Genomic DNA, 22,064 nt, shown 5'->3' with positions numbered 1-22,064 from the left:
TTGTAACGTAGGCGGCGAACGCGGCTTAGTTTGTTCATGCTCAGCGGTAGATACATATCGCGATTAATAATTTTTAAAATTTCCAATTAAAAATTGGGAATTGATAAAATTATTAAAGCCGTTGCAGCAATGCAGCGGCTTTTTTGTGCGTGGTGATTAACCGTAAATTATTTGAACGTAGGCTGGGTTGAGTGAAACCAAACCCAACGATTCTCCAACATCATTACCATCTCCCAAGCACGTAAATATGTATTGTTTGTAGGTCGCTCTTTAGGGCGGAAAAAGCGAGAAAAAGAATTTCACCACGGAGAACCCAGAGGCGCTTCGCACTGCACCGAGGGCAAATATTGTTGTAGAAGTCGGCTTTAGCCACGAATGGTTTAACACCAGTGGTAAGTTAACCACCGTAGGCGCTAAGCTTGCTGGCGCGTGGGTTTGTAGGTTGGGCTTTAGCCCAAAAAGTTGTATCACCTTGACTGATGGTTTTTATTGCTAACTCTTGTCGAGATAAATCCGCGACCTACATTAAAAACCTTATTCAAGGTTTAGCTTGCTGGCGGCAACCAAGGGGCGATCGGTTTTCAAATTGATTCTGCTGCAAGCAACTCATCCCTGAAGCTGGGTTCCTGTCAGCATCCATGCTTCCACTTCCTCGCGCTGCAAAACTTCGTTTCGGTCACTCGTCACCCCGCGCCACCCGAGCATCACGCTTAATCCTTCAAAACATAATTGATATGAACGTAAACGGCGAAGATAGGCCAACTTTCACATCCCTGTACGCTCCCCAGTTCGGCCATCCATGGCCTCTCGTTCAAAGCTGCGCTTTTCACTCATGACGAAGTCACGGCTTTCATTTCATTGCCTACATGGATGTAGGTACTTAGGATTTGTCGGGAACAAAATCCTGCCATGCGAGATATTACTCATCAATTGTTTATTTTCAGGGCGTGATGAAGGGGGAGGGGTGTTAAACGTGAGATTGGTATTTGGTCTTGGCATATAAAAGTTAGTGACAAAGCATATTTAAACTTACACAGACTTCATAGTTAATTTTTCTTGACTATGAGATGTAAATTATTGACTCTTATATAAAATAAAAATAAGGAAGTTTCGGTTTAATGGACAATAAAATCTTTTTAGATAGGCCTATATTTGTTTGGATTATCACGATATTAATATTGTACTCTGTTTTTTGTTTTTCTTTGGAAACACTACCTAACCTAAGCGCCGATACCAGACTGTTTTTAAAATATTCAGAAATAGTCGTTGTAGTAATTTTTACCTGCGAATACTTCATACGCATTTTATTATCCCCGAATCGGCTAAGGTTTATTTTCAGTTTTTATGGTCTTGTCGATTTAATCGCTATCCTGCCTTTCTATTTAGCTTTTGCTATTGATTTACGCAGCTTTAGGTTAATTCGCTTATTGCGTTTGATTAGAGTATTAAAAGTTGCACGATATAACTCAGCATTACAACGCTTTAGCAAAGCTCTATTTTTAGCTAAAGAAGAGTTGGCTATTTTTACAGGTTTGAGTTTGATCTTACTCTATCTTTCTGCTGTGGGTATTTATCATTTTGAGCATGCAGCTCAACCCGAAGTGTTTAAGTCTATTTTTGATAGTCTCTGGTGGTCAGTAGCTACGTTGACGACTGTCGGGTATGGTGATATTTACCCAATAACTATAGGTGGTCGTTTTTTTACTTTCATTATTTTAATGATTGGACTGGGTCTAGTTGCTGTGCCAACAGGTATTGTTGCATCTGCACTTTCGGCCGTTAGAAGGCAGTCTGAGTAAAAATAGTATAACCTTATTCAAGGTTTTGTTGCGCTGGCGACGGCTGCCGCTGACCCCTATCTGGACTCTCTGTAGGAGATGGCTTCAGCCACGAATTATTTTACACTAGTGATAGAGTTAACCATCGTAGGTGCTAAGCTTGCTGGCGCGTGTGATTTGTAGGTTGGGCTTTAGCCCAAAAAGTTGTATCACCTTGGCTGATTTTTTTATTGCTAACTCTTGTCGGGATAAATCCTCGACCTACATTAAAAACCTTATTCAAGGTTTAGCTTGCTGGCGGCAACCAAGGGGCGATCGGTTTTTAAATTGATTCTGCTGCAAGCAATTCATCCCTGAAGCTGGGTTCCTGTCAGCATCCATGCTTCCACTTTCTCGCGCTGCGAAACTTCGTTTCGGTCACTCGTCACCCACGGCGCCCCGAGCATCACGCTTAATCCTTCAAAACATAATTGATGTGAACGTAAACGCCATGAAAGCACATCCATGTGCAAGCATGGCTTTCATTTCATCCATGAAATGAATTACTCATCAATTATTTATTTTCATGGCGTGATGACGGGGGAAGGGTGTTAAACGTGAGATTGGTGTTTGGTCTTGACAAAATGCAAGCTCCGCTCCTGAAGGAACCCCAAACCAAAAATCCTAATTAAAAAGTTAGGATTTTTGAGCATATATACTGTTATTTATTCCCCAGCGCGTGCAGTGTCTTTATAACTTGGCATCGCTTTTAATGTATCTTTCGTTGAATTACCTTTATAAAACAACCAAGGGTAATAAAATTCACGCAATTGCTGGTGGAAATCACGAATTTGCTGCTCATATTTATACGCAGCGGGTGCATCCGTTTCAGCAATATTTGTTAAGCTGCGCTGTAATAATAACGGCGGCGATAACCATGACACCAAGCCCGCTAGCTGATATTTTTGTTTTGCAGCATCGCGATACGCTTTAGACAGCTCTGCCGCTTTAACATCACCCATTTGCTGAAATGCATAATACCATTTCCATTCAAACTCGCTGCTCATATCGGTGTATGGTGCAAACTCTGGGTACTCTTTTGCAAATGCGTTCAGGGTTGTTGATTTGGGTATATCCCACGCAGCATTTACTGCTTCTCGTTGAGCAAGTACGATATCGCCGCCTTTTGGTGCATGTACGGCTTTATTAATAGCAAGGTCGCCTAAAATAGGAATAATAAACGCAAATAAAACCCATAAACCAATTAAGCTCGAAGCAACACGCGGCGCGCTGGTTGCGTTTTTACCCCACCATACACTTAAAGCCGTCCAAAACCCTAGGTAAATAATACATAATAACGTGACATAGCCCACTTCAAATAAGCCTGTACCCGCTAAAAATGCGCCAATAAAAAACGGTAGCATTAAGCATAATGCACATGCTACGAACCGGACGGTGATACGTGCTCCCCATAATGCAAAGTAAGATTTGGCAGTGGTTACCAATAAATCATGCCTACCACTTGTGCGTTCGTTGGCGAATAAATCATGAAACAGTAAAATAATTACCAGCGGGGCCAATGCACTGATCACAAACACAAAGTCTATTTTTCCAGCCTGGGCCAACTCTGCATTTTGTGTATCGCTTTCGTATATTTGCCCCTCAAGAGCAAGTAAATTAATACGATGCTTCCATGGGAAAATATCTCGTTCACCTAAGGCGGCAAAGGCAAGATCAGATGGCTGAGAATACGTTAAATGAAAGCTATAATACGCCATCATTCCCAAATCGTCGTACTTTTGCTGCACCTTTATACGATCTGCTTTATCTGCTGTTTGTAAGCGCTCGATGGTGTGTTGCTGATCTTGAATTTCGCTTAAACCGCTATTAATTGCAAACCCCGATAACACAAAGCTACAAACAAGTAAGACGAGTAAATATTTTTGACGCAGTAAAAAACGCCACTCACGTACAAGTTGTGTCATTAAATACTTCATATCAACCGTTTTCCTACAAATTTAATTCCACCAACCAGTACTACAATCCACAGTATTAGCTGCAAGAACGCTGGCATACTGCGTTTTGCACGCACAGTTGCGCTATCCACTGTAAAAGAAAAGTTATTAAGTAACTTCCAGTTTTCTGCGCTAACACGCGCTTTATTAGATGCATCGGCACTGGCATTTCGGTTCATATCATCTTTATAATCAAGCTCTTCAGTGTGAATTTTATTAAGCCCTTGGACAAAATCATAACGCAGCTGTTCTGTTTCACGTAAAAAACGATGGTGCGTTTCAATACTTGTACCAACCACTGTCATCGACAACGTTCTTATTGCCACCATTGGCGATAACCAACCAAACCAACGAGAGACCTGTGTTTGCTCAAGCTCTGCTTGCATTCGCTGCTCAGCAAACTTATTAAGTACTTGTGCTTGTTTTGCCTCAGATTCACTGGCAAGTAACCCTCTTAAATTGACTGGCAGCTCCTCCATACTTTGTACATTGTATTTTTTAAGCAGTGATTGTTTAAATTGCTTAAATGCAGGATCGTTCGAGTTATGACCATCGCCTTGCTTTCTAAGCTCAGCTTTTACTTCAAAATCAGTTTCTATTTTGCCTGCTGAAGGGACTGCGGTTGATGCACTGGTACTCGCAACACGCGGCATAACAATACATAATAAAATCCAAGCAAATGCCAGTGCTGTAAAGCTCCCGCTGTTTTTACTAAACACACACGATGCCAATAAAATAACTAATACCCACACCATTAAATATAACGCGTAACCCATTACAAAACTTGCAACGGCCACGATGCTCTCACCGCTAGCGAGTGTAAAAAAAGCAGATACAGCAAGTGGAGTTATAATTAATCCTACTACAGAGAGTAACGCCAAACCTTTACCTGCGATCAGCGTAATTCCTGCGGTCCCTTGTGCTAATAAGTAAGTTAACGTTTGCGATTCGCGCTCACGGCTTATAGAGCTATAGCCAATTAAAATTAGCAATAAAGGGGCTAGTGTTTGCACTATAAATGCAGGTGTTAAACTACCCAACTTAGTTAATGCAGTTCCCTGGCGCTGATCGGCAAACATTGCGCTATTTTGCCTATGGCCCTCTAAAAATATTGAATTACCTGTATAAGCATCAATACCAGGATCGAGCGTGCGCAATGCCGAAGGTGTTCTAAATGCATAATGGCCGTAATGTACCATTCTGTGAGGGTGACGATCGGGCTGATCAACAAAACGTTGCTCTGCCGTTGTTTGTAACTCATGACGAGTGTGACTTAATTCGTGCATCGTAATCGCTGTCACTATCACCGATGAAAGCGTAAGTAACAAACCAATCGCTAATACACTCATAGCAAGCTTTGAGCGAAGCCAATATCGCCATTCATCCTTGGCTACAATAACAACCTTTGAAAAATTATTAATACTCATTCAGCGCCTCGTTGGGCAAATGCTGCGTGTACTTGCTCGGTATCAATGCGTGTGCCTTTTGGAGCCTCAAATTCACCCACTAGCTCGCCAGCTCTTAATAAACCAATACGATCAGCCACTTGGCAGGCACCGTATACATCGTGAGTAACCATTAAAATAGTTGCCCCCGTTAACGCAAGTTCACGTACAAGTTGATTAAATTCATCAATAGCAACGGGATCTAGGCCTGAGGTAGGCTCATCAAGTAAAAATATGGGTGCTTCACGTAATATTGCGAGTGCAATAGCGGTTTTTTGCCTCATGCCTTTTGAGTATGTTTGCATAGGGCGATCCCATGCAGCTGGTTGCAGTGCTACACGGTCAAACGCAGCATTTATTTGCTCCTCATTTTTTTTAATATCAGCGAGCGATAAAAAATATTCAACGTTTTCACGCGCGGTTAAATGAGGATATAGCGTAGCTGATTCAGGTAAATATGCCGTTTTACTTCTTACAAAATCAAGCGCTTGGGTTACTTCTTTACCGGCAACCTTTACAGAGCCTTGAGTAGGTTTATTAAAGCCAAGTAAGGTTTTCAAGGTGGTAGATTTACCTGCTCCGTTACCACCAAGTAATGCATAAATTTCACCAGTGCCAACTCTAAAGTTTAAGTTTTTTAGAATAGAATTATGTTTAATATTAAAACTTAACGAACTGACTTCTATGATTGTTTCGTTTTTATTCGTTGCTAGTTGACTATGCTGAGATTTTATTGGAGATGCTTGTTTTTCCGAAGGTGATATTGTCACACTTGAGCTCTATTAACAGTGAATTTTGTGTGATGGTATACTAAATTAACGATGTAATGCAATAGTATAACATTGTAGAAGGGTGAATGTTTATTAAGGTAAAATACATGAATTAGTAAATATTGAATAATTGAAAGGTTTGCAATACAGCATATCTAAAGAGCTAAAAATCTGAATAATTACCTAAGTTAAGGCGTGTTGATCTTTGCGGTATGAAAAATAAACAGCATGAAAGTAAGGTATAATTGAATTCGCTAAAAAACGTTACACCGAACCTTCATGCCAAAATTAATGTTAAAAGACGGGACATGGAATGTCTTATCAAAAATAATGTACTTAAGTGGTCGAATTTATAATAAGCCCGACCATAGAAAAACGTTCGAAGGCATACTGTATAAGATGCGCACAGGTATTCCATGGCGAGATTTACCTTCTTATTTTGGCAGTTGGAGTGCTATCTACAGACGGTTTAATTTATGGTCCAAAAAAGGGGTTTTGAATGAATTGTTTCGCGTATTATCTCGTGATGCGGACATGGATTGGGTCTTCATTGATGGCAGTATTGTCAGGGCTCACCAACATAGTTGCGGTGCAAGAACCGCTGACAATGAATCAATTGGGAAGAGTCGAGGTGGAAATTCTACTAAAATTCACCTTGCAGCAGATAGCGGAGGATTGCCTGTTTATTATGAATTATCCCGTGGAAATACGCATGATATCGTCCATGCAGAGTCACTCGTAGCCAATTGCCCAACAAGTAATGTGGTTGTCGCAGACAAAGGCTACGACAGAAACTGAGAGAGTTTGTTCGTGATAATAACGCTACACCCGTTATTCCACGTAAAGGACAACAGTTTAGTAGGTAATGAAGATATTGACTGGTGTATGTACAAATATCGGCACTTGGTTGAGAATGCATTTGACCGTATTAAGCAATATAGAGGAATAGCCACACGATATGAAAAGCTTGAACGAAATTATCATTCAATGCTCGCTTTAGCATTTACTTTGATGTGGCTACCAATACGGGCTGATTAATATATGTACTAAAAAATCATCCCTCTAGTATTTGGCCTTAAAATGTAAGACCAAATACTTTTGAGCTTTATACTTAATTTAAATCTGTTTCTTTAACTATGATCTCTACTTTTGGTTTTAAATATTCAGACACTGCGCTGCTATCACCGCCATACTTACTACTACCCCATGAAACAACTGAATAATCATTTTTTAGTGCAGCTAAAGAGTAAGTGTTTGCATAAGTACTTTTTACATTACTCAACTCAATAGTACTTGAGTCACCACCATATTTATTGTTTCCCCATGTTAAAACGGAATTATCTGACTTTTTAGCCAGAAATGTTGAGGAACCTGCGTATATGTTTTTGATATCAGTTACGTCTAAATGACTACTGTCTCCACCGTACTGATTATTACCCCATGAAATGATTTCTGAGTCGCCAGTGAGTGCCGCAAAAGAGAACTGATTTGCAATGATAGTAGACACATCTTTGAGATCAACAGCACTGCTATCACCACCATCTTCATTATTACCCCAGGTGACGACAGAGCCATCTGGCTTTAATGCGGCAAACGCTGTTCCGTATTGTGCGGAATAAACCTTTATTGTGCCGGCAAGGTCTAAAGAGCTTATATCTCCACCATACTCTTGACTACCCCAAGCAACTAGAGTTCCATCAGTTTTGATAGCTACAAAAGCATAGCCATTAGCATAAATATCTTTAACATTAGTAAGCTCTACAGAACTACTATCCCCACCAAAAGTAGGAGAGCCCCAAGTTACAACCGAGCCATCAGATTTTAGTGCAGCAAAAGCAAAACCTGTAGTATAAATGTTTACTATATTAGTCAAATCAAGGGTACTGATAACATCTATATAAGCTTGGCTACCCCAAGTAACAACGGTGCCGTCTTTTTTAAGGGCTGCAAAGGTGTCTGAAGTCGCAAAAACTTTGCTTATGTTTTCTAATTCAATGCCATCTGAATTCGCTCCTGAACCACTGCCCCAAGTAATCACTGTGTCATCTTCTTTCAGCGCAGCGTAACTTGATGCGGTCGCAGTTATAGTGACAGTATCTTTTAGTTCTTCACTTGAAACGGAAATTTGTGGATCTTCGTCTCCCCAAATTACAACACTATTATCTTCTTTGAATGCAAAAAATGAGTAGCCAGCAGACAGCAATTTTTTTACATCTTTTATTGGGAACTGAACATTGTTATTACTAGGTCGAAAAAAGCCCCAGCTAGTAACCGATTTATCAGATTTTAATGCAGCAAATGCATTACCATTAGCACTAATCTCAGTTACGTATTCAGTATAAATAGGTGCAATAATAGTGTAAGCATCAGCAGGTAAGTTGTCTTCATTGTTAACAGAGACTGATATACGTATTTCTTTATTTACGTCATTTTGGGTTAAAATGTATTTGTTAGCACTTGAGACTTGTTCTCCATCAATCGACCAACTATATTCATGCATACTTGTTACGCAGTGTTTGCATGTAATTGCTGCTTCTAATACTTGGCCGGCTTGCCAACTACCTACTATATCTATAGCGCTTATCAATGCAGGCGAAGATTGTGGTTGTTTAGTTTGCTCATCGCTTTTCATGTCAGCACCTTCACTTCCTCCCCCACAGCCAGTGATAGTTGCCATAAAGATTAAGCTCATCCAAATGCTCGTTTTGATTTTCATTATTCTTCCATTTATTGTTTTAGCTATTTGAATTATATGTGGGTTTCATCTATAAAACACACCTTTAGAGCCGTATAGTAAAGAAATATAGTATTTGAAGAAAGAGTAAAAGGGGCTTTTATTTTACTTTTATGACTGCTTTGCTTTTCTAATGCCTTCATGGGGTTAGGTATTTAGAATTTTTCGCGAACAAAAACCTGCCATGAAATGAATTACCCATCAATTGCTTATTGCAGGGCGTAATGGCGGGGAGGGGGTTAAATACAAGAACCCTCTGAATTTTGCTTTTTTCGTCATTGATTACTTCAGTACTTTGTACTGCTTTGCCATTGCAGGTTATGCGGTAGTTCACCATTGTATCTTTCTGATCTGAAAGTACGTTGCCTATAGATAAAATTGGTAATTGCTGATTTTTAAGTTTAGGGACTTCTGCCAGTGTGCTACGTAGGCAGCTAATGTAATGCAGGCTAGCTTAATATGTTCATCTTTTTCTAAATTGTAATTTAATAACTTTGTAATATTTATTTTGACTGGGGTAGCATTTTTTGTCTCGTTTGTATAGAATTCTAAATGATAATTATTATTGCCTACATATTCAAATGCTTGCCTAGTAGGTTAAATTAAAAAAATTTTGAGCACAAACTTAATTGATTAAGTCACGCTAATACCTAAGAGATAGAATGAATACAATTAAACGAAACCACATATCAGTCCTTTCAATTGCTGTAAGTGCAATTTTAGCACCTTCTGTATACGCAGCTACAGCGTCACCAAGCATAGAAAAAATAGCTGTTTCGGGTGTTAGGCAAGCTTTTCGCGGCGATGTACCTTTAAGCGAACAACCACAAAGTATTGAATTTATCTCTGCAGAAAACCTTGATGATGCAGGGGTAACCACACTAGCAGATATGTTCGATTTAACGCCGAGTATTTCTGAACAAAATGATTTTGGCGGGTTGTGGGAAAGTTTTGCAATACGTGGTTTAGTGGGCGATGAAAGCATTCCATCAGGCTTTTTAATTAATGGTTTTTCATCAGGTCGAAGTTTTAGTGGCACCCGCGATACCAGTAATATTGATTATGTAGAAGTGATGAAAGGCCCAGGCTCTGCACTTTATGGCCGCTCTGAGCCAGGCGGTACTATTAACATCATTACTAAAAAGCCGCAGTTTGAAGAGCAAGGTTCTTTGAAAGTATCTGCTGGTAGTTGGCAAAGTTATCGCGGTGAAGGTGATTACACTAACGCAATTTCAGATCAACTCGCTTTTAGAATAAACGGCGCGATTGAAGAAAGCGAAAGCTTTAGAGACTACCACGAAGATAAAAAAACGGTGATAACGCCTTCAATACTTTGGTTAATCTCCGACACAACAAAGTTAAATTATGAACTTGAGTATGTTGATCAAAGCATTACGTTTGACCGTGGGATTGTCGCAGTAGGCGGGAAGATAGATGCATTACCCATTGAGACTTTTTTAGGTGAGCCAAGTGATAAACCGACTGAGGTTGATGCTATTTCTCACCAACTAACGTTTGAGCATCAAATTGGACAGTGGTCACTTTTAAATGGTTTTAGCTATAGCGATTCAAAATTTATAAGCGAATCGAGCGATGCAGAACTAGCCCCTAGCAGGCAGGTTTATTTTACTGATGGCGAAACCTTAAGTAGACAACATAACCAGCGTGATTTTCAAACCAAAAATATCTCTGCGCGTATTGAGCTCAGTGGCAGTATCAGCGCGGCTGGCTTTACCCATCATTTATTAATAGGTGGGGATGCCAGTAAGTTTGATTTTGATAAACTTTGGTACAGATACCGTCCCACGCTTGAAGATACGCGCTATGCAATCAATATGTATAACCCAGTGTATGGGCAAACCGCACCCGAAGGTTCACTTTTATACAACAGCACTGAAGTACAGCATAGTTACGGGCTTTATATTCAAGATCAAATCGACATCACTGAGCAATGGAAAATGCAAGTGGGCGGCCGTTATGATAGGTTTGATCAGCAAATAGATAATCACATCAATCAAAGTCAGTCTAAGAGCGACCAAAGTACATTTAGCCCACGGGTGGGTTTAGTGTATGCCTACTCAGACGACATACAATACTACACCAGTTACTCTGAAGGTTTTCGGCCAAACAGCGGCTACGATATAAATGGTGATGCGTTTGAGCCGGAATCAACAAGCTCTTTTGAGGCGGGTATTAAATTTAGTACAGATGCTGTAAGTGGTAGCTTTACAGTATTTAGCGCCGAAAAAAGCAATATGCTGACCACTGACTTGCAGGCAGGCGTATCAACGGCGCTAGGTGAAGTAACAAGCGAGGGAATTGAGTTTGATTTACACGGCGATATTACAGACCATACCTCATTTGACTTTGCTTACACTTACACCGATGCCAAAACGGCAAACGACACCGTTAATACCGATTGGTGGGTAAAACTGCCAAAAGGTAGCCCATTACTAAATATTCCTAAACACAGTGCAAATGCGCGCCTTAAAAGAGAGTTAAATGACTTAATCGATTTAAATGCGACAATCGGTGTGGCTGTTCAATATGAAGGTGAGCGTTTAGGTGAAACCATCGATCCGACGTATTATTTACCTTCATATACGCTGGTGAACCTGTTTGCTAATTACCACGTTAATGACGATGTAAGTATACAGTTGAACATCAATAACGTACTGGATAAAGAATATTATGCAAACTCTTATTCAGCAATTTGGACTCAACCAGGTGAGCCGGTAAATTATAAGCTGAGCTTAAAATATAGCTTTTAATTTATCTTAAAAAGCCCATTTAGCCGTAGGTCGGGCTTTTAGCCCGAAAAGTTGTATAGGTATGGTTAATCGCATTTTATTAAACTCGCTAACTCTGTATTTAACTTTTGTCGGGATAAATCCGCGACCTACATTAAAAGCCTTATTCAAGGTTTAGCTTGCTGGCGGCAACCAAGGGGGCGATCGGCTTTCCAAATTTACTCTGCTGTGAGTAATTCATCCCTGAAGCTGGGTTCCTGTCAGCATCCATGCTTCCACTTCCTCGCGCTGCGAAACTTCGTTTCGGTCACTCGTCACCCCGAGCATCACGCTATTTCCTGCAAACCACAATTGATGTGAACGTAAACGCCGTGTAATCGCCAACTTTCACATCCTTGTACGCTCCCCAGTTCGACCATCCATGGCCGCTCGTTCAAAGCTGCGCTTTTCACCCATGGCCTAGTTTCGCCTTATCGCGCCTCCATGCGCGATATTACTCATCAATTGCTTATTGTCAGGGCTTGATGACGGGGGAAGGGTGTTTGGTCTTGGTAAAATGCAGAACTTATTTCGCGTATTATTTTATCTATATTAAAATACTGCTAGTAACTACTTGTAAAGTGTCATATAGTTTTAATGGGCTACCGTATTCTTAACCACAATGATGCAATCTATTTACCGCTTGTAAAAAGTTTTGCAGGAGTTGTCAGTGGTTAGCACTGTCGTAGATATACGAGGTTACTAGCATGAAAGTGAAAACTGTTCTAGTTAGAAAATATCAGCGTTTTCGTTTAGGTAAGTGGGAAGATGTATGTCAACATCTTCGCTCACTACCAAACTAATGAGCGTCAACGGTAGCCCACTATCATGCTACCTCTATTGGTGCTACAGGCTTATCTAACCCCATCATTTGATAATAATGTTCATCATATCCTGTTTTTTCAAACACCTGTTTAAATTTTTCAATGTATTTATCTACATCAATGCCTTCAAAATCATTAATATTTATTGAGTCTGAATGAGACTCTCGATTTATATATCTAAATAACGGCTTAAACTCAGATGAAGATTTTCCTAACTCTTCTAAGGCTTTCTTTAATGCTTCCTTTTTATGAATGAAGGTGAAGTAGTGTTCAAGTATATTTCTCATGGCATTTGGTAGCATATTTATGTAATTATGATTTTCCATACAGTCTTTTATGATTTGCCAATATGTTTGGTAGTCGTTCTGTATTTCATTTCTTTGTAGATCTTTAACCAGACTATAATCTGATTTAGTAACTCGATGTAACTTATATGGGGTTGGGCGATTACTTGGAGCATTAAGCATCAGTAATTCATGGAAGAAGAATAGATTATGAGTGAGAATAAATACTTGTTTAAAATCTGCTAACAATACTTTGTGATGAATTAAGGTTGCAATATCATAAACATAGTTATGTGAAAGACTTGAAATTGGATCGTCTATAACAATTATGCGCCTCTTAAGAATTACAGTGGATTCTTGGTCAGTTGCACCAGTGCAGCTTTCCAGAAAATACAAAAAGCTAATTAGGGTTTTCTCACCTTCACTCAAAGAGTTATAAACATCTTCCTCAGCTTTTCCCTGACGTATTATCTTATAATGTTGTGAATCATCCGTAACTTTATCAAGCTGAAATCCTTGCAAACCAAGTTCTTTAAGTTGTTCATTAATATTTTTTATCGAAAGATCTATATTTGTTATTTTTTTACTGTTCTCAATTATAATATTTTCTTGCTCTCTTTTTTCTGCATTTTTATTTTTATAATCGACATTTAAATTTTCAACATCCTGATTTAAATTTATTATTTTTTCTGTGGTAGCTTGAATTAATGCTGCGTATTCTGAATTTAGCAGTGACCAAAATTTTTGCGTTATGTTAGTTAAGTGAATTTTTTTATTCTTAATTTTATCATTAAAAGCAACCACTTCAGATTGAACTTTTAAAATAATGTTATTTAAATGTTCAATATGCTCAGTAGTATCTAACAGCGTTATAATTTCACTAGGTTTATTATATTTATCACTGATCAAATTAAGGTTGTCTTTCAGACAAGTTAAAAGAAGCGCTTTTGCAGTACTTAACTCTGAATTATCAGCAATATACTCAGCTACAAATGCACCACTATTTAAGTTCAACTCAAGTGACGAAATAGAGCTTTCATACACATTTTTTAAATTGAGAATTTCCTCTTGTTTTGATTGATAGGTTGTATCGAATAGTTGACTAATCGAAGTAGAAAAATCAGTTTGTAACTCTTGTTGGCAAAATGGGCATGGTCCATTATCTTTAATGAATTGCATGCCAAATTGTACCCAATCTGAATTGCCTAACTTTTCAACTAATTCAGCTAAATAGGAATCTTTTGACCCCACAATTCTTGCTACAAAAATCTGTTCTTTTTCAACATAATTACCGATAAAAGAAATTGTCTGAATACTTTCCCTTGGCGTACCATTTTGTTCATTTAATTCTTTAGCCTCTTTTTTAAGCTCTTTGAAAGTTGAATCGCAAGGTGAGCTACTTCCCTCAATCTTTTGAAGAAATTTATCCTTTGTTTTAAACTTATCTAAACAAAATTCGAGTTCTGTTCTATCGTGTTTTGATTTGGCTTTCCAAACTGTATCTTTTAAAGCAGTTGTTTCATTCGTTATTTCTTTTTTCTTTCCATCTACTTTTATCTGAATTTGATTTTGAAACTCTATAATTTTTCTTATTGCTTGTTCTGCATTTTCAATTGCTTCTTCAGCTTCTTTATTTACTTCACTTAAAGTAAAAATGCCTTTTTGTTGGGGGATTTCATAAAAATTTTGTTGAACAAACTTCTGGTTATAAACAAGAATCTCATGATCTTCGTTAGCTGGTAGAACCTCACACTTTTGATATATAGGATCGGCACTCGATTGTAAGAAATTGCCAAGCGTAGACTTACCTGAGCCATTTAATCCATAAAATAAATTTACTTTTTTATTATCTGTATTAATAGTCACAGGTGATGTAGGGGAATAACTAGCCACATCCATAAGCTTTATTGAAGTTATCACTTTATAAATCCTTTAAATTTTGATGCTAAATGATTTGTTAAATCGCTTTAAGTTATAGGCAACGCAAAGAAAGCATTAGCTTCACTTTTTATTTGAGTGACCTTCATCCTATGGTGAAATATTCAAATCTCTGTAGAATTTTTATTTTTAAGCCTCAATATCACACATGCTTTCTACAAACTCAATTATATTTATGAATAAAAAATGAACGTGCTGTAATTTTCTTTCTGCCTCTTTGTTGTGATCTTCTCCTAAAAGGTAGCCAGCTTATATCTTCATTATTGTTTTATCTTTCTGTGTGTGGCTTTGTTGAGAAGGCCACCATCGCGACTCTTTCATTTAATTTGACCACAAAACTAATAATTTGTAGTGAAAAAGCACACAAAAGTTAATTTTATGTATGTGTTTTCTTGCGTTCGTTCCTTTTTGGTCTATTTTCTGATCGGAGGTCACACCTCTAATCTGATAGATATAAACACAAAGAACGGGAACACGCATGAAAATAAAAACACGCTTATTGATGCCGGCTTTAGCGCTGGTGGCGGGCTTGAGTCAAGGCGCTTTTGCTGCGCAAGGGGTCGCATTTGTACATGGTACTGGTCAGCAAAGTGATGCATATAATGATTATTGGACGGGCAGCTTTGTTGATACGGTGCGCCAAGGTCTACCTAATACCAATAACTACACGGTTATTAATTGTGATTTTGAGCAATACATGTGGGCTGACGGCGCTGTTGGTTGCTTAGCCGAGCAACTCACCACATTTATTAGCAATAAAAATATTACTGAGTTAACACTCATTACTCATTCTAACGGCGGCAATGTTGTGCGTTGGATTTTGTCAAACCCGACATGGGATAGCCGTTTTCCTAATATCATTAATAAAGTGACGCGCACAATCGCACTGGCACCTTCGAGTGGCGGTACGCCGCTCGCTGATGCGGTCGTTGCTGGTAACTCTTTTGAGCAAAGTTTGGGTTGGCTGCTCGGTTATGGCAACGATGCAGTGAAACAACAGCAAGTATCTTGGATGGCGTCGTATAATGCACAGTGGCTCAACGGTACACCTAATCGGCCAAGTTTACCCTCTCGCTTTGAAACCGTTGTCGGTAGTGATGTTGAATCAGCCGTTTGGGATAGCAATAGCTATTGCGGCGGATATCAAAACCAAGTGGCACTTGAAGTTACGCAAAATTGGTTAGACAGCTGTTCGGATGGCTTCTTAAATTGCAGCTCTCAGTCGTTAGCGGGGGTAGTGTGGTTTACAGATAAATCACGTACCCAAGGCAGTGAACCCTTAAGTCACCAGCAAAGTCGCCGCAATTGCTTTGGCTTACCAGACATGCTTAAAAATCGAATTTAGGAGCCAGACAATGATCAAAAAGTTAACCAAACTATGTGTTGCTATGATGCTTGTAAGCACAGCGGCGAATGGGGATGAGCAAACGGTATACCAATTTCCACAAGTGCAGTCTGCGCCTGTTTCGCAGCTACAAACACTTGAAAAAGACAGCGTTGAGTATTGGCAGCATGTTTCAGGAAAAGAGTTAAAACGCGGCGTGCCAGTATTTGTTAATCAAGCTGATAACTTTATTCGTATCGCGCCGAAAGCGCGCTTTGATAGCGGTGAAGTGTTTAAGCCTCATGGTTTACAATTAGATAAGTTATCGGTGCGCGATGCGAATTTTAAACAGCTGCCAATGCAAGCCATAGCGGCACGTGAGCAAATGCAAAATGCTGGATTTAGTGATGGTAGCATTGGGCTGAAGTTAGGCCAAGTCAACGGCAAGGCTATGATCAAAACAAGTCAGGCCCTCAATGACAATGACACCTATTTAGTGCACGTTATTGAAAAAGGCTCGCGCAATGCGCTACATGCCAAAAGCCAGTTTAAATTAAAACAGCACCAACAACGTTTGGCCATGCAGCTTAGTATGGGGCAAAAGCGCTTTAAAGATAACGATGTGCAACTAACGTTATTTGCTCCTGATGGCGAGCAACTTGCTGTAGGTTATGAAAACGGTGAGGCGGTATTCACTTACCCGCTCGAAACCATTGGTGCAGCGAAAGGGTATTATGAACTCGAGGCAAATGTCGAAACAAAAATAAATGGGCAAATGGTAAAGCGCTCTATAAAAATGCCTTTTGTACACAGTGCGCAAACCATTACCATGGATAGTGCCAAAGTTGCGTATTTAGGGAACAACCAGTATCAAGCACTGGTTCCGGTGCAAGTGACCGACTCCGGGCGCTTCGCTATTCGCGCGACACTGACCGGAAAGGGAAGTAAAGGAGAACGGGTAAAATTGGCTACGGTAGAAGTGGCTAAGCAGATAGACAACTATGGTAACTTCATGATGCCATTTTCTGTCGCTAAAACAGCCAAAGCCCCATTTGAGCTCATTGATATTGAACTTACCGACCAAACGCGAATGTTAAAGTTTGCCTCAAAGCAATAATATTCTGTAGTGGTAATTCATGGGTCAGGTTTTGCCTGACCCATCACTTTACCTAGCACTAAGTATTTTATTAACAAGTTTTTATTCACTTAAAATTGAAACTGGCCGGTTAACACCTCACTTTAAAACAAACTGTGCGCATGTAAAGCATGTAAAAAATACTTTGCAGGTTAAACAAGAACGGCTTCAACAAGTTACTGACACGCAAAGGTGCACTAAATGCGGCGCTGATATGGTTAAGCGTACAGCAACAAAAGGTAAAAATGCAGGTAACGACTTTTTAGGCTGTAGTGCATTTCCAAAGTGTCGCAGTGTTCTGAGGTTATAAATAAAAAGTTTAGTGTGTGAAGTGATACAAAAAGCAAAGTTCACTTATAAATTAATGGCTTAATTTTTAATGTTAAAGAAGGTTGTTTAATTTATTTTGCATGATAACATTAACTGAATTAGGGACAGAGATAACAAACACAAACATATAAGGATATAAATATGTTAAAAATGAAAAAAACTACTGTAGCTATTGTTTTAGCGTCAGTTTCTTCAATCACACAAGCGGCTGTATTTGATGGCTCTTCTCATTGCTCAGAAGATGTAGCTAATAAGTCACAAGCAGTTAATAACTTAATCGCCTCAATCGGTGATCTTCCTGCACTAAAAAAAATAACTTTAGAAAAAACAGGCACGACAGAGAATGGGTATTTTATATTCGACCCTCAGTTTTCTCGTTCTGATCGCTATTTTAATTGCAATGTCCCTTTAAATGATACGATTGGTCAATTTGATCTTACGGTTCATGGTATTACTGAGGACTTAACTGGCACAAATGCTGGCTGTTCAATTTCACGTGTACGTAAAGTTAGTGACGGCGGAAAAGATAAGTGGTTTAAATACGGAACAGGTAAAGGTTTTGATTGGGCCAATATTTCTGACAGCTCTATCGATTCAAAGCAATTTGTATCTTATACAACAACACTTGATAATAATTTTGAAAGTGGTGCTGTGCTCACACTAAAGTGTCGCACTACGTGGAAAAGTGGCTCAATTGCAGTCGGGCAAATAGAAATTAACAATTAAACTAAAACAAGTCCCTAATAATAAGGCTTAGTATAACGACTAAGCCTATTCTGAAAATATTTTTACCTCATGTAAATTCAATGATTTTAATTTTCATCTGTGTAGCGCAGCGACTCTTAGCCTCTCTGTGCAAATCAATACATTCACAAACTACACAATGCATCAGTCTAATCGCTAAAAATAAAATCACTCCCCTAGAGTTTAAAACCTAAAATCTAGGACCTTCAGCCTTTACTCAGCTTGTGATTCTGTATCAAGTAAAGTGTCAATATAAGCGAGTTCTTCGCTAAAAATACCATTAATAAATGCACTTTGTTCAATTATTACCGCGTCATTAGGCTGTGCTTTGTAGTCTTGCTGGCATCTGACCAGCTCGCTAGCTAACCACGGGCATACCTTGGTGGCTGTGCTTATTGCTGTTTTTAAAAAAGATGACCATTTTATTTTTTGTAAATTAAAGCGGTAAAGCGCGACAGCGATATGGCTATAAGCTTGTTGCTCAATAGAAGGAGTGTTATCACTACTTAATGTGTAATTGTTTAGCAGCTTGCTGATGATAAGTGTTTGTTGCAGTGCGACTTGTTGTGATTTACTTAAAAAAGTCGTTGTCATAACGTATTGGTGGCCTCTATAAGCTAGTTACAATTATTTAATAGTTAAGGTTAAGCAAGGCGTTTTATGACTCATGCAGCACCGAAAAATGCAGCACCAGTGATAGCAAATCAGGACTGACTCTTTACTGAATTAAACAAATACAATTGTAATTGGGAGGATGGTTTTAAGCCGCAACGCGATAAATAGGTGACTTACTACATAATACAAGCCGTGTTTTTTTCGATTAATTTATAAAACAATAACCTACTAAACCCACATACAACTAAATGTATGCAGAGATTAGAGTTGTGCAGGGGCTAGTAAGCACATATACATATTATAATAAGCTATTGTTTAACTGATGTCAGCTTAGCAATAGCTCATTAATTCAATGTAATGGGGGGTACTTTTATTGTTGCTTTATCCAGTCATTTATTACTTCTTCGAGTACCGAAATTGGTAGTGAACCTTGGCCAATAATGGTGTCGTGAAAGCTGCGAATGTCAAAATCAGCGCCAAGTTGTTTTTCAGCTTTTGCACGTAATTCACGTATTTTTAGCTCGCCCATTTTGTAAGAAAGCGCTTGTGCAGGCCACGAGATATAACGATCTATTTGATCTTCTACGGCACTTTGCGGTAATGCGGTATGCTCGCTTAAGTAGTTTATAGCGCGTTCTCGACTCCAGCCGAATGCGTGAATACCGGTATCAACAACCAGCCTAACAGCTCGCCACATTTCATAGCCTAATCGGCCAAAGTCACTGTATGGGTTTTGATAAAAACCGGCTTCTTTGCCTAAACGCTCTGCGTAAAGCCCCCAACCTTCGCCAAATGCTGAATGGTTCAAGGTGCGTCTGAACTGCGGTACATCCAGCTCCATTGCAATCGCATTTTGTAAGTGATGCCCAGGTATAGCTTCGTGTAGGCTCAAGGCTTCTAAATTATATAAAGGTTGCAACGAAGGAGTTGAAGCTAAAAAGTAAGTGCCGGCAGAGCGGCTATCTGCTGGTGGCATATAAAAAGCGCCGCGACTGGCAGAATCTTTAATAGCAAATGTATTGCGTGGTAGGTGGCCAAAATAGGTCGGCAACTTGCCATACATTTTTTGCGTAATGAAGGCGGCTTTTTCTAATAAATCTTGTTTGTCTTTTGAATAAAACTGCGGATCAGTGGCTAAAAACTGCAGAAAATCAGCATACGAGCCCTTAAAGTTTAACGAGTCAATAATAGCTTGCATTTCAGCTTTAATACGCGCCACCTCTTTTAGACCAAGCTGATGAATTTCTTTTGGTGTCGCTTGTGTGGTGGTGTAGTAATTTACTGCATACTGGTAGTATTCGATCCCGCCTTTAACACTTGAAATACCGGGCTCTGTTCTGCAATTTGGCATGTAATCACCAACAAAAAAATCATAAAAATGTTGATAAGCAGGAACCACCTTATTACTAATTAGGGCTTTCGCTTTTTCTTGATAAGTTGCTTTTTGTTGTTGGCTAAAGGTATTGGGCATACGGGTAAATGGTTCATACAAGGCGCTGTCTTGCGGATCTTTAACGATATGTTGGCTGATGCTCTTATCATAGTTTTTAAAGCTCTCGCAATAGTGGGTATAGCCTTGTTGTACGCCTTCTTTCATCAGATTTATATTTTCTTGATTAAAGCGTGGGTAGTCGTTCAAACTAACTAAAAGGTTGTCGTAATCGGCGGTGGTTAAAAATGCCATATTAGCAGGGGCCTCGGCAAAATATGTATGCCAGCCGCTTAAAAAGTTAACCGGAAAGTATTTATCAAGAGACTGGTAACTTTGTTGCTCTGTCTCGCGCTCGTATTTAAAAAGCCGATAATTCATCAGTTGTTCTTTACTGAGTGATTTAGGATCAATGGCAGCTAATTTGTGCAGCACTTGGTCGTTATAAGTTTGGCGCTTACTTATAGCTTGCTCACTCCATCGAGCCAGTTTGCCATTGGGTTTCCATCCATCAGGGTCGGTACGAAAAAATACCTTTTCGCTTTTTGCATGTTGCCAGTGTTGATCAATAATATTTTTTAAATCGGTATTGTCATCAGCCAGACTGGGCAATGACAACATAGTTAAATAAAGAGCCAAGAGGTTTGTTTTATACATGTTTGTTCTCATTATTAGCGAGTTAGTTTTTGTTATAAAGCAACGGCGAGGGCAGCCAGTATTAAGTATTTTAATAGCTTAAAGGATATCAAATTAAGGTTGTGAATGCGCTGGCTTTTTCAGCTATGTTTATCTAAAAACTAATCACTTATAGAGATCGACAAAGCCTGTGAAGCAGTACAATATAAGTACGTGCTTTAACCAATTTTGACAAGGAGCTTTCATTGGATTCACTCACACAGGTTGTGCTTGGTAGTGCTGTTGCTTATGCAACATTGGGCAATAAGCTGGGTCGTAAGTCGTTATTAGTGGGGGCGGCAGTTGGCACTTTACCTGATTTAGATGTGCTGATTAATTTTGGTGATGATGTTGAAAACTTTGTTTATCATCGCAGCTTTAGTCATTCTTTATTGGTACAGCTGTTAGTAAGTCCCGTATTTGCTTGGCTTTTACTGAAAATGAATTGGGCTAAAAGAGTGTCGATGACGCGTTGGTCTGTGGCCATTTTTTTTATTTTGAGTACCCACTCATTACTCGATAGTTTTACCGTTTATGGCACACAGTTACTGTGGCCGCTGTCTACTTACCCTTTTGGGATATCGAGTATATATATTATTGACCCTGCGTATAGTTTGCCTCTTGTATTGTCTTGTATAGTACTGTGCTTTTTGCGTACGCAGCCGTATGCGCAACGTGTTAATAGCAGCGCGTTAATTGTTAGTTCGCTTTACTTAATTTGGGGCTTAGCGGCCAAATGGCATATTAACGATAAAATTCATCAGGCACTGAATACCCAAAACATCATATTTAAGCACTTTGAAAGTATGCCGACCCCTTTTAATACTTTTCTGTGGCGGGCGGTAGCCGTTAACGAGCAAGGGCATTATGAGATTTACGCCTCTGTGTTTGATGAAGCCGAAAATGTCGATATTCAATTCTACCCTACCGAAAATGCGCTGTTAGCACAGTTTGAAGAGGAAAAGCAGATCACATTACTGCAATCTTTTACTAAAGGGCTTTATGGTGTGTATCAACAAAATGAACAAGTTATTATCAGTGATTTAAGAATGGGTCTGGAAGGCTATTATGTGTTTTCATTTGTGGTAGCTGAACAAAAAAATCAGCAGTTGCTCCCTAAGCAATATCAAAAACTCAACAATCGATTTCCGTTATATAAGCTAGAGCTCATTTTTGCGCGTATTACTGACTCAAATATCGATTTAGCAGTTACTGTTAAAGAGTCTACACCATAGTATTATTTATCATTAATAGGG

Annotated in this window: 13 protein-coding genes and 2 pseudogenes; 8 read left to right on the top strand and 7 right to left on the bottom strand. The window is 39.1% G+C overall.

Annotation, left to right across the window (positions count from 1 at the left end; all coding sequences use genetic code 11):
- Positions 1-1,118 precede the first annotated feature (1,118 nt).
- Complete coding sequence (locus tag ACMVDV_RS08995; RefSeq protein ID WP_416157879.1) at positions 1,119-1,799, top strand: ion transporter; 681 nt, start codon at positions 1,119-1,121, stop codon at positions 1,797-1,799.
- Between the two features lie 683 nt (positions 1,800-2,482).
- Here ACMVDV_RS08995 and ACMVDV_RS08990 read toward each other — a convergent pair.
- From ACMVDV_RS08990 to ACMVDV_RS08980, 3 genes are read right to left on the bottom strand one after another with little or no spacing between them, the layout of a single operon-like run.
- Positions 2,483-3,754 (bottom strand): DUF3526 domain-containing protein, encoded by a 1,272-nt coding sequence (locus ACMVDV_RS08990; protein ID WP_416157878.1) that lies wholly within the window; start codon positions 3,752-3,754, stop codon positions 2,483-2,485.
- The gene (locus tag ACMVDV_RS08985; RefSeq protein WP_416157877.1) at positions 3,751-5,199 is read right to left on the bottom strand and encodes an ABC transporter permease; all 1,449 of its coding nucleotides are present in this window, start codon (positions 5,197-5,199) and stop codon (positions 3,751-3,753) included. Before ACMVDV_RS08985 ends, ACMVDV_RS08990 begins: the two co-directional genes overlap by 4 nt.
- A complete protein-coding gene (locus ACMVDV_RS08980; protein WP_416159077.1) occupies positions 5,196-5,951 on the bottom strand; it encodes an ABC transporter ATP-binding protein in 756 nt (251 codons plus the stop codon). The genes ACMVDV_RS08985 and ACMVDV_RS08980 overlap by 4 nt, the downstream gene beginning before the upstream one ends.
- Before the next feature lie 315 nt (positions 5,952-6,266).
- On the opposite strand from ACMVDV_RS08980, the pseudogene ACMVDV_RS08975 reads away from it, so the two are divergent.
- Positions 6,267-7,025: pseudogene (locus ACMVDV_RS08975) on the top strand (IS5 family transposase).
- Positions 7,026-7,098: 73 nt separating this feature from the next.
- On the opposite strand, the gene ACMVDV_RS08970 reads toward ACMVDV_RS08975, so the two are convergent.
- The gene (locus ACMVDV_RS08970) at positions 7,099-8,703 is read right to left on the bottom strand and encodes an RCC1 domain-containing protein (protein ID WP_416157876.1); all 1,605 of its coding nucleotides are present in this window, start codon (positions 8,701-8,703) and stop codon (positions 7,099-7,101) included.
- A gap of 680 nt (positions 8,704-9,383) precedes the next feature.
- Here ACMVDV_RS08970 and ACMVDV_RS08965 point away from each other — a divergent pair.
- Entirely contained in the window at positions 9,384-11,492 is a 2,109-nt protein-coding gene (locus ACMVDV_RS08965; RefSeq protein WP_416157875.1) for a TonB-dependent siderophore receptor, read from the top strand.
- Between the two features lie 844 nt (positions 11,493-12,336).
- Here ACMVDV_RS08965 and ACMVDV_RS08960 read toward each other — a convergent pair.
- The gene (locus ACMVDV_RS08960; protein ID WP_416157874.1) at positions 12,337-14,538 is read right to left on the bottom strand and encodes an AAA family ATPase; all 2,202 of its coding nucleotides are present in this window, start codon (positions 14,536-14,538) and stop codon (positions 12,337-12,339) included.
- Between the two features lie 496 nt (positions 14,539-15,034).
- On the opposite strand from ACMVDV_RS08960, the gene ACMVDV_RS08955 reads away from it, so the two are divergent.
- The 4 genes and pseudogenes from ACMVDV_RS08955 (at position 15,035) to ACMVDV_RS08940 (ending at position 18,071) form a co-directional block, all read left to right on the top strand.
- Positions 15,035-15,901: a hypothetical protein gene (locus ACMVDV_RS08955; protein ID WP_416157873.1), complete on the top strand. Its 867-nt coding sequence runs from the start codon at positions 15,035-15,037 to the stop codon at positions 15,899-15,901.
- 10 nt (positions 15,902-15,911) lie between these two features.
- Entirely contained in the window at positions 15,912-16,997 is a 1,086-nt protein-coding gene (locus ACMVDV_RS08950; protein ID WP_416157872.1) for a DUF4785 domain-containing protein, read from the top strand.
- A gap of 211 nt (positions 16,998-17,208) precedes the next feature.
- Positions 17,209-17,325 (top strand): annotated as a pseudogene (locus ACMVDV_RS08945) (topoisomerase DNA-binding C4 zinc finger domain-containing protein); the annotation flags it as partial.
- 161 nt (positions 17,326-17,486) lie between these two features.
- Positions 17,487-18,071 carry a hypothetical protein gene (locus ACMVDV_RS08940; protein ID WP_416157871.1) on the top strand — a complete coding sequence of 195 codons (585 nt, stop codon included), beginning with the start codon at positions 17,487-17,489 and terminating at the stop codon, positions 18,069-18,071.
- Positions 18,072-18,302: 231 nt separating this feature from the next.
- Here the strand turns inward: ACMVDV_RS08940 and ACMVDV_RS08935 are convergent, their stop codons facing one another.
- Together ACMVDV_RS08935 and ACMVDV_RS08930 are read right to left on the bottom strand one after the other, a co-directional pair.
- Positions 18,303-18,683, bottom strand: coding sequence for a hypothetical protein (locus ACMVDV_RS08935; protein ID WP_416157870.1), 381 nt, complete (start codon positions 18,681-18,683; stop codon positions 18,303-18,305).
- Between the two features lie 391 nt (positions 18,684-19,074).
- On the bottom strand, positions 19,075-20,790 hold the full coding sequence (locus ACMVDV_RS08930) for a DUF885 domain-containing protein (RefSeq protein WP_416157869.1): 1,716 nt from the start codon (positions 20,788-20,790) through the stop codon (positions 19,075-19,077).
- 224 nt (positions 20,791-21,014) lie between these two features.
- On the opposite strand from ACMVDV_RS08930, the gene ACMVDV_RS08925 reads away from it, so the two are divergent.
- A complete protein-coding gene (locus ACMVDV_RS08925) occupies positions 21,015-22,043 on the top strand; it encodes a metal-dependent hydrolase (RefSeq protein ID WP_416157868.1) in 1,029 nt (342 codons plus the stop codon).
- The last annotated feature ends 21 nt before the right edge of the window (positions 22,044-22,064 follow it).

The organism is Pseudoalteromonas sp. ASV78 (assembly GCF_047806705.1).
Lineage (GTDB): Bacteria > Pseudomonadota > Gammaproteobacteria > Enterobacterales > Alteromonadaceae > Pseudoalteromonas > Pseudoalteromonas prydzensis_A.
This window is presented reverse-complemented; position numbering and strand designations above follow the sequence as displayed.

Excerpts from the sequence above, each read along its gene's own strand:
- ACMVDV_RS08995 (WP_416157879.1), top strand. The coding sequence starts at position 1,119 with ATGGACAATAAAATCTTTTTAGATAGGCCTATATTTGTTTGGATTATC.
- ACMVDV_RS08990 (WP_416157878.1), bottom strand. The coding sequence starts at position 3,754 with ATGAAGTATTTAATGACACAACTTGTACGTGAGTGGCGTTTTTTACTG.
- ACMVDV_RS08985 (WP_416157877.1), bottom strand. The coding sequence starts at position 5,199 with ATGAGTATTAATAATTTTTCAAAGGTTGTTATTGTAGCCAAGGATGAA.
- ACMVDV_RS08970 (WP_416157876.1), bottom strand. The coding sequence starts at position 8,703 with ATGAAAATCAAAACGAGCATTTGGATGAGCTTAATCTTTATGGCAACT.
- ACMVDV_RS08965 (WP_416157875.1), top strand. The coding sequence starts at position 9,384 with ATGAATACAATTAAACGAAACCACATATCAGTCCTTTCAATTGCTGTA.
- ACMVDV_RS08955 (WP_416157873.1), top strand. The coding sequence starts at position 15,035 with ATGAAAATAAAAACACGCTTATTGATGCCGGCTTTAGCGCTGGTGGCG.
- ACMVDV_RS08950 (WP_416157872.1), top strand. The coding sequence starts at position 15,912 with ATGATCAAAAAGTTAACCAAACTATGTGTTGCTATGATGCTTGTAAGC.
- ACMVDV_RS08940 (WP_416157871.1), top strand. The coding sequence starts at position 17,487 with ATGTTAAAAATGAAAAAAACTACTGTAGCTATTGTTTTAGCGTCAGTT.
- ACMVDV_RS08935 (WP_416157870.1), bottom strand. The coding sequence starts at position 18,683 with ATGACAACGACTTTTTTAAGTAAATCACAACAAGTCGCACTGCAACAA.
- ACMVDV_RS08930 (WP_416157869.1), bottom strand. The coding sequence starts at position 20,790 with ATGTATAAAACAAACCTCTTGGCTCTTTATTTAACTATGTTGTCATTG.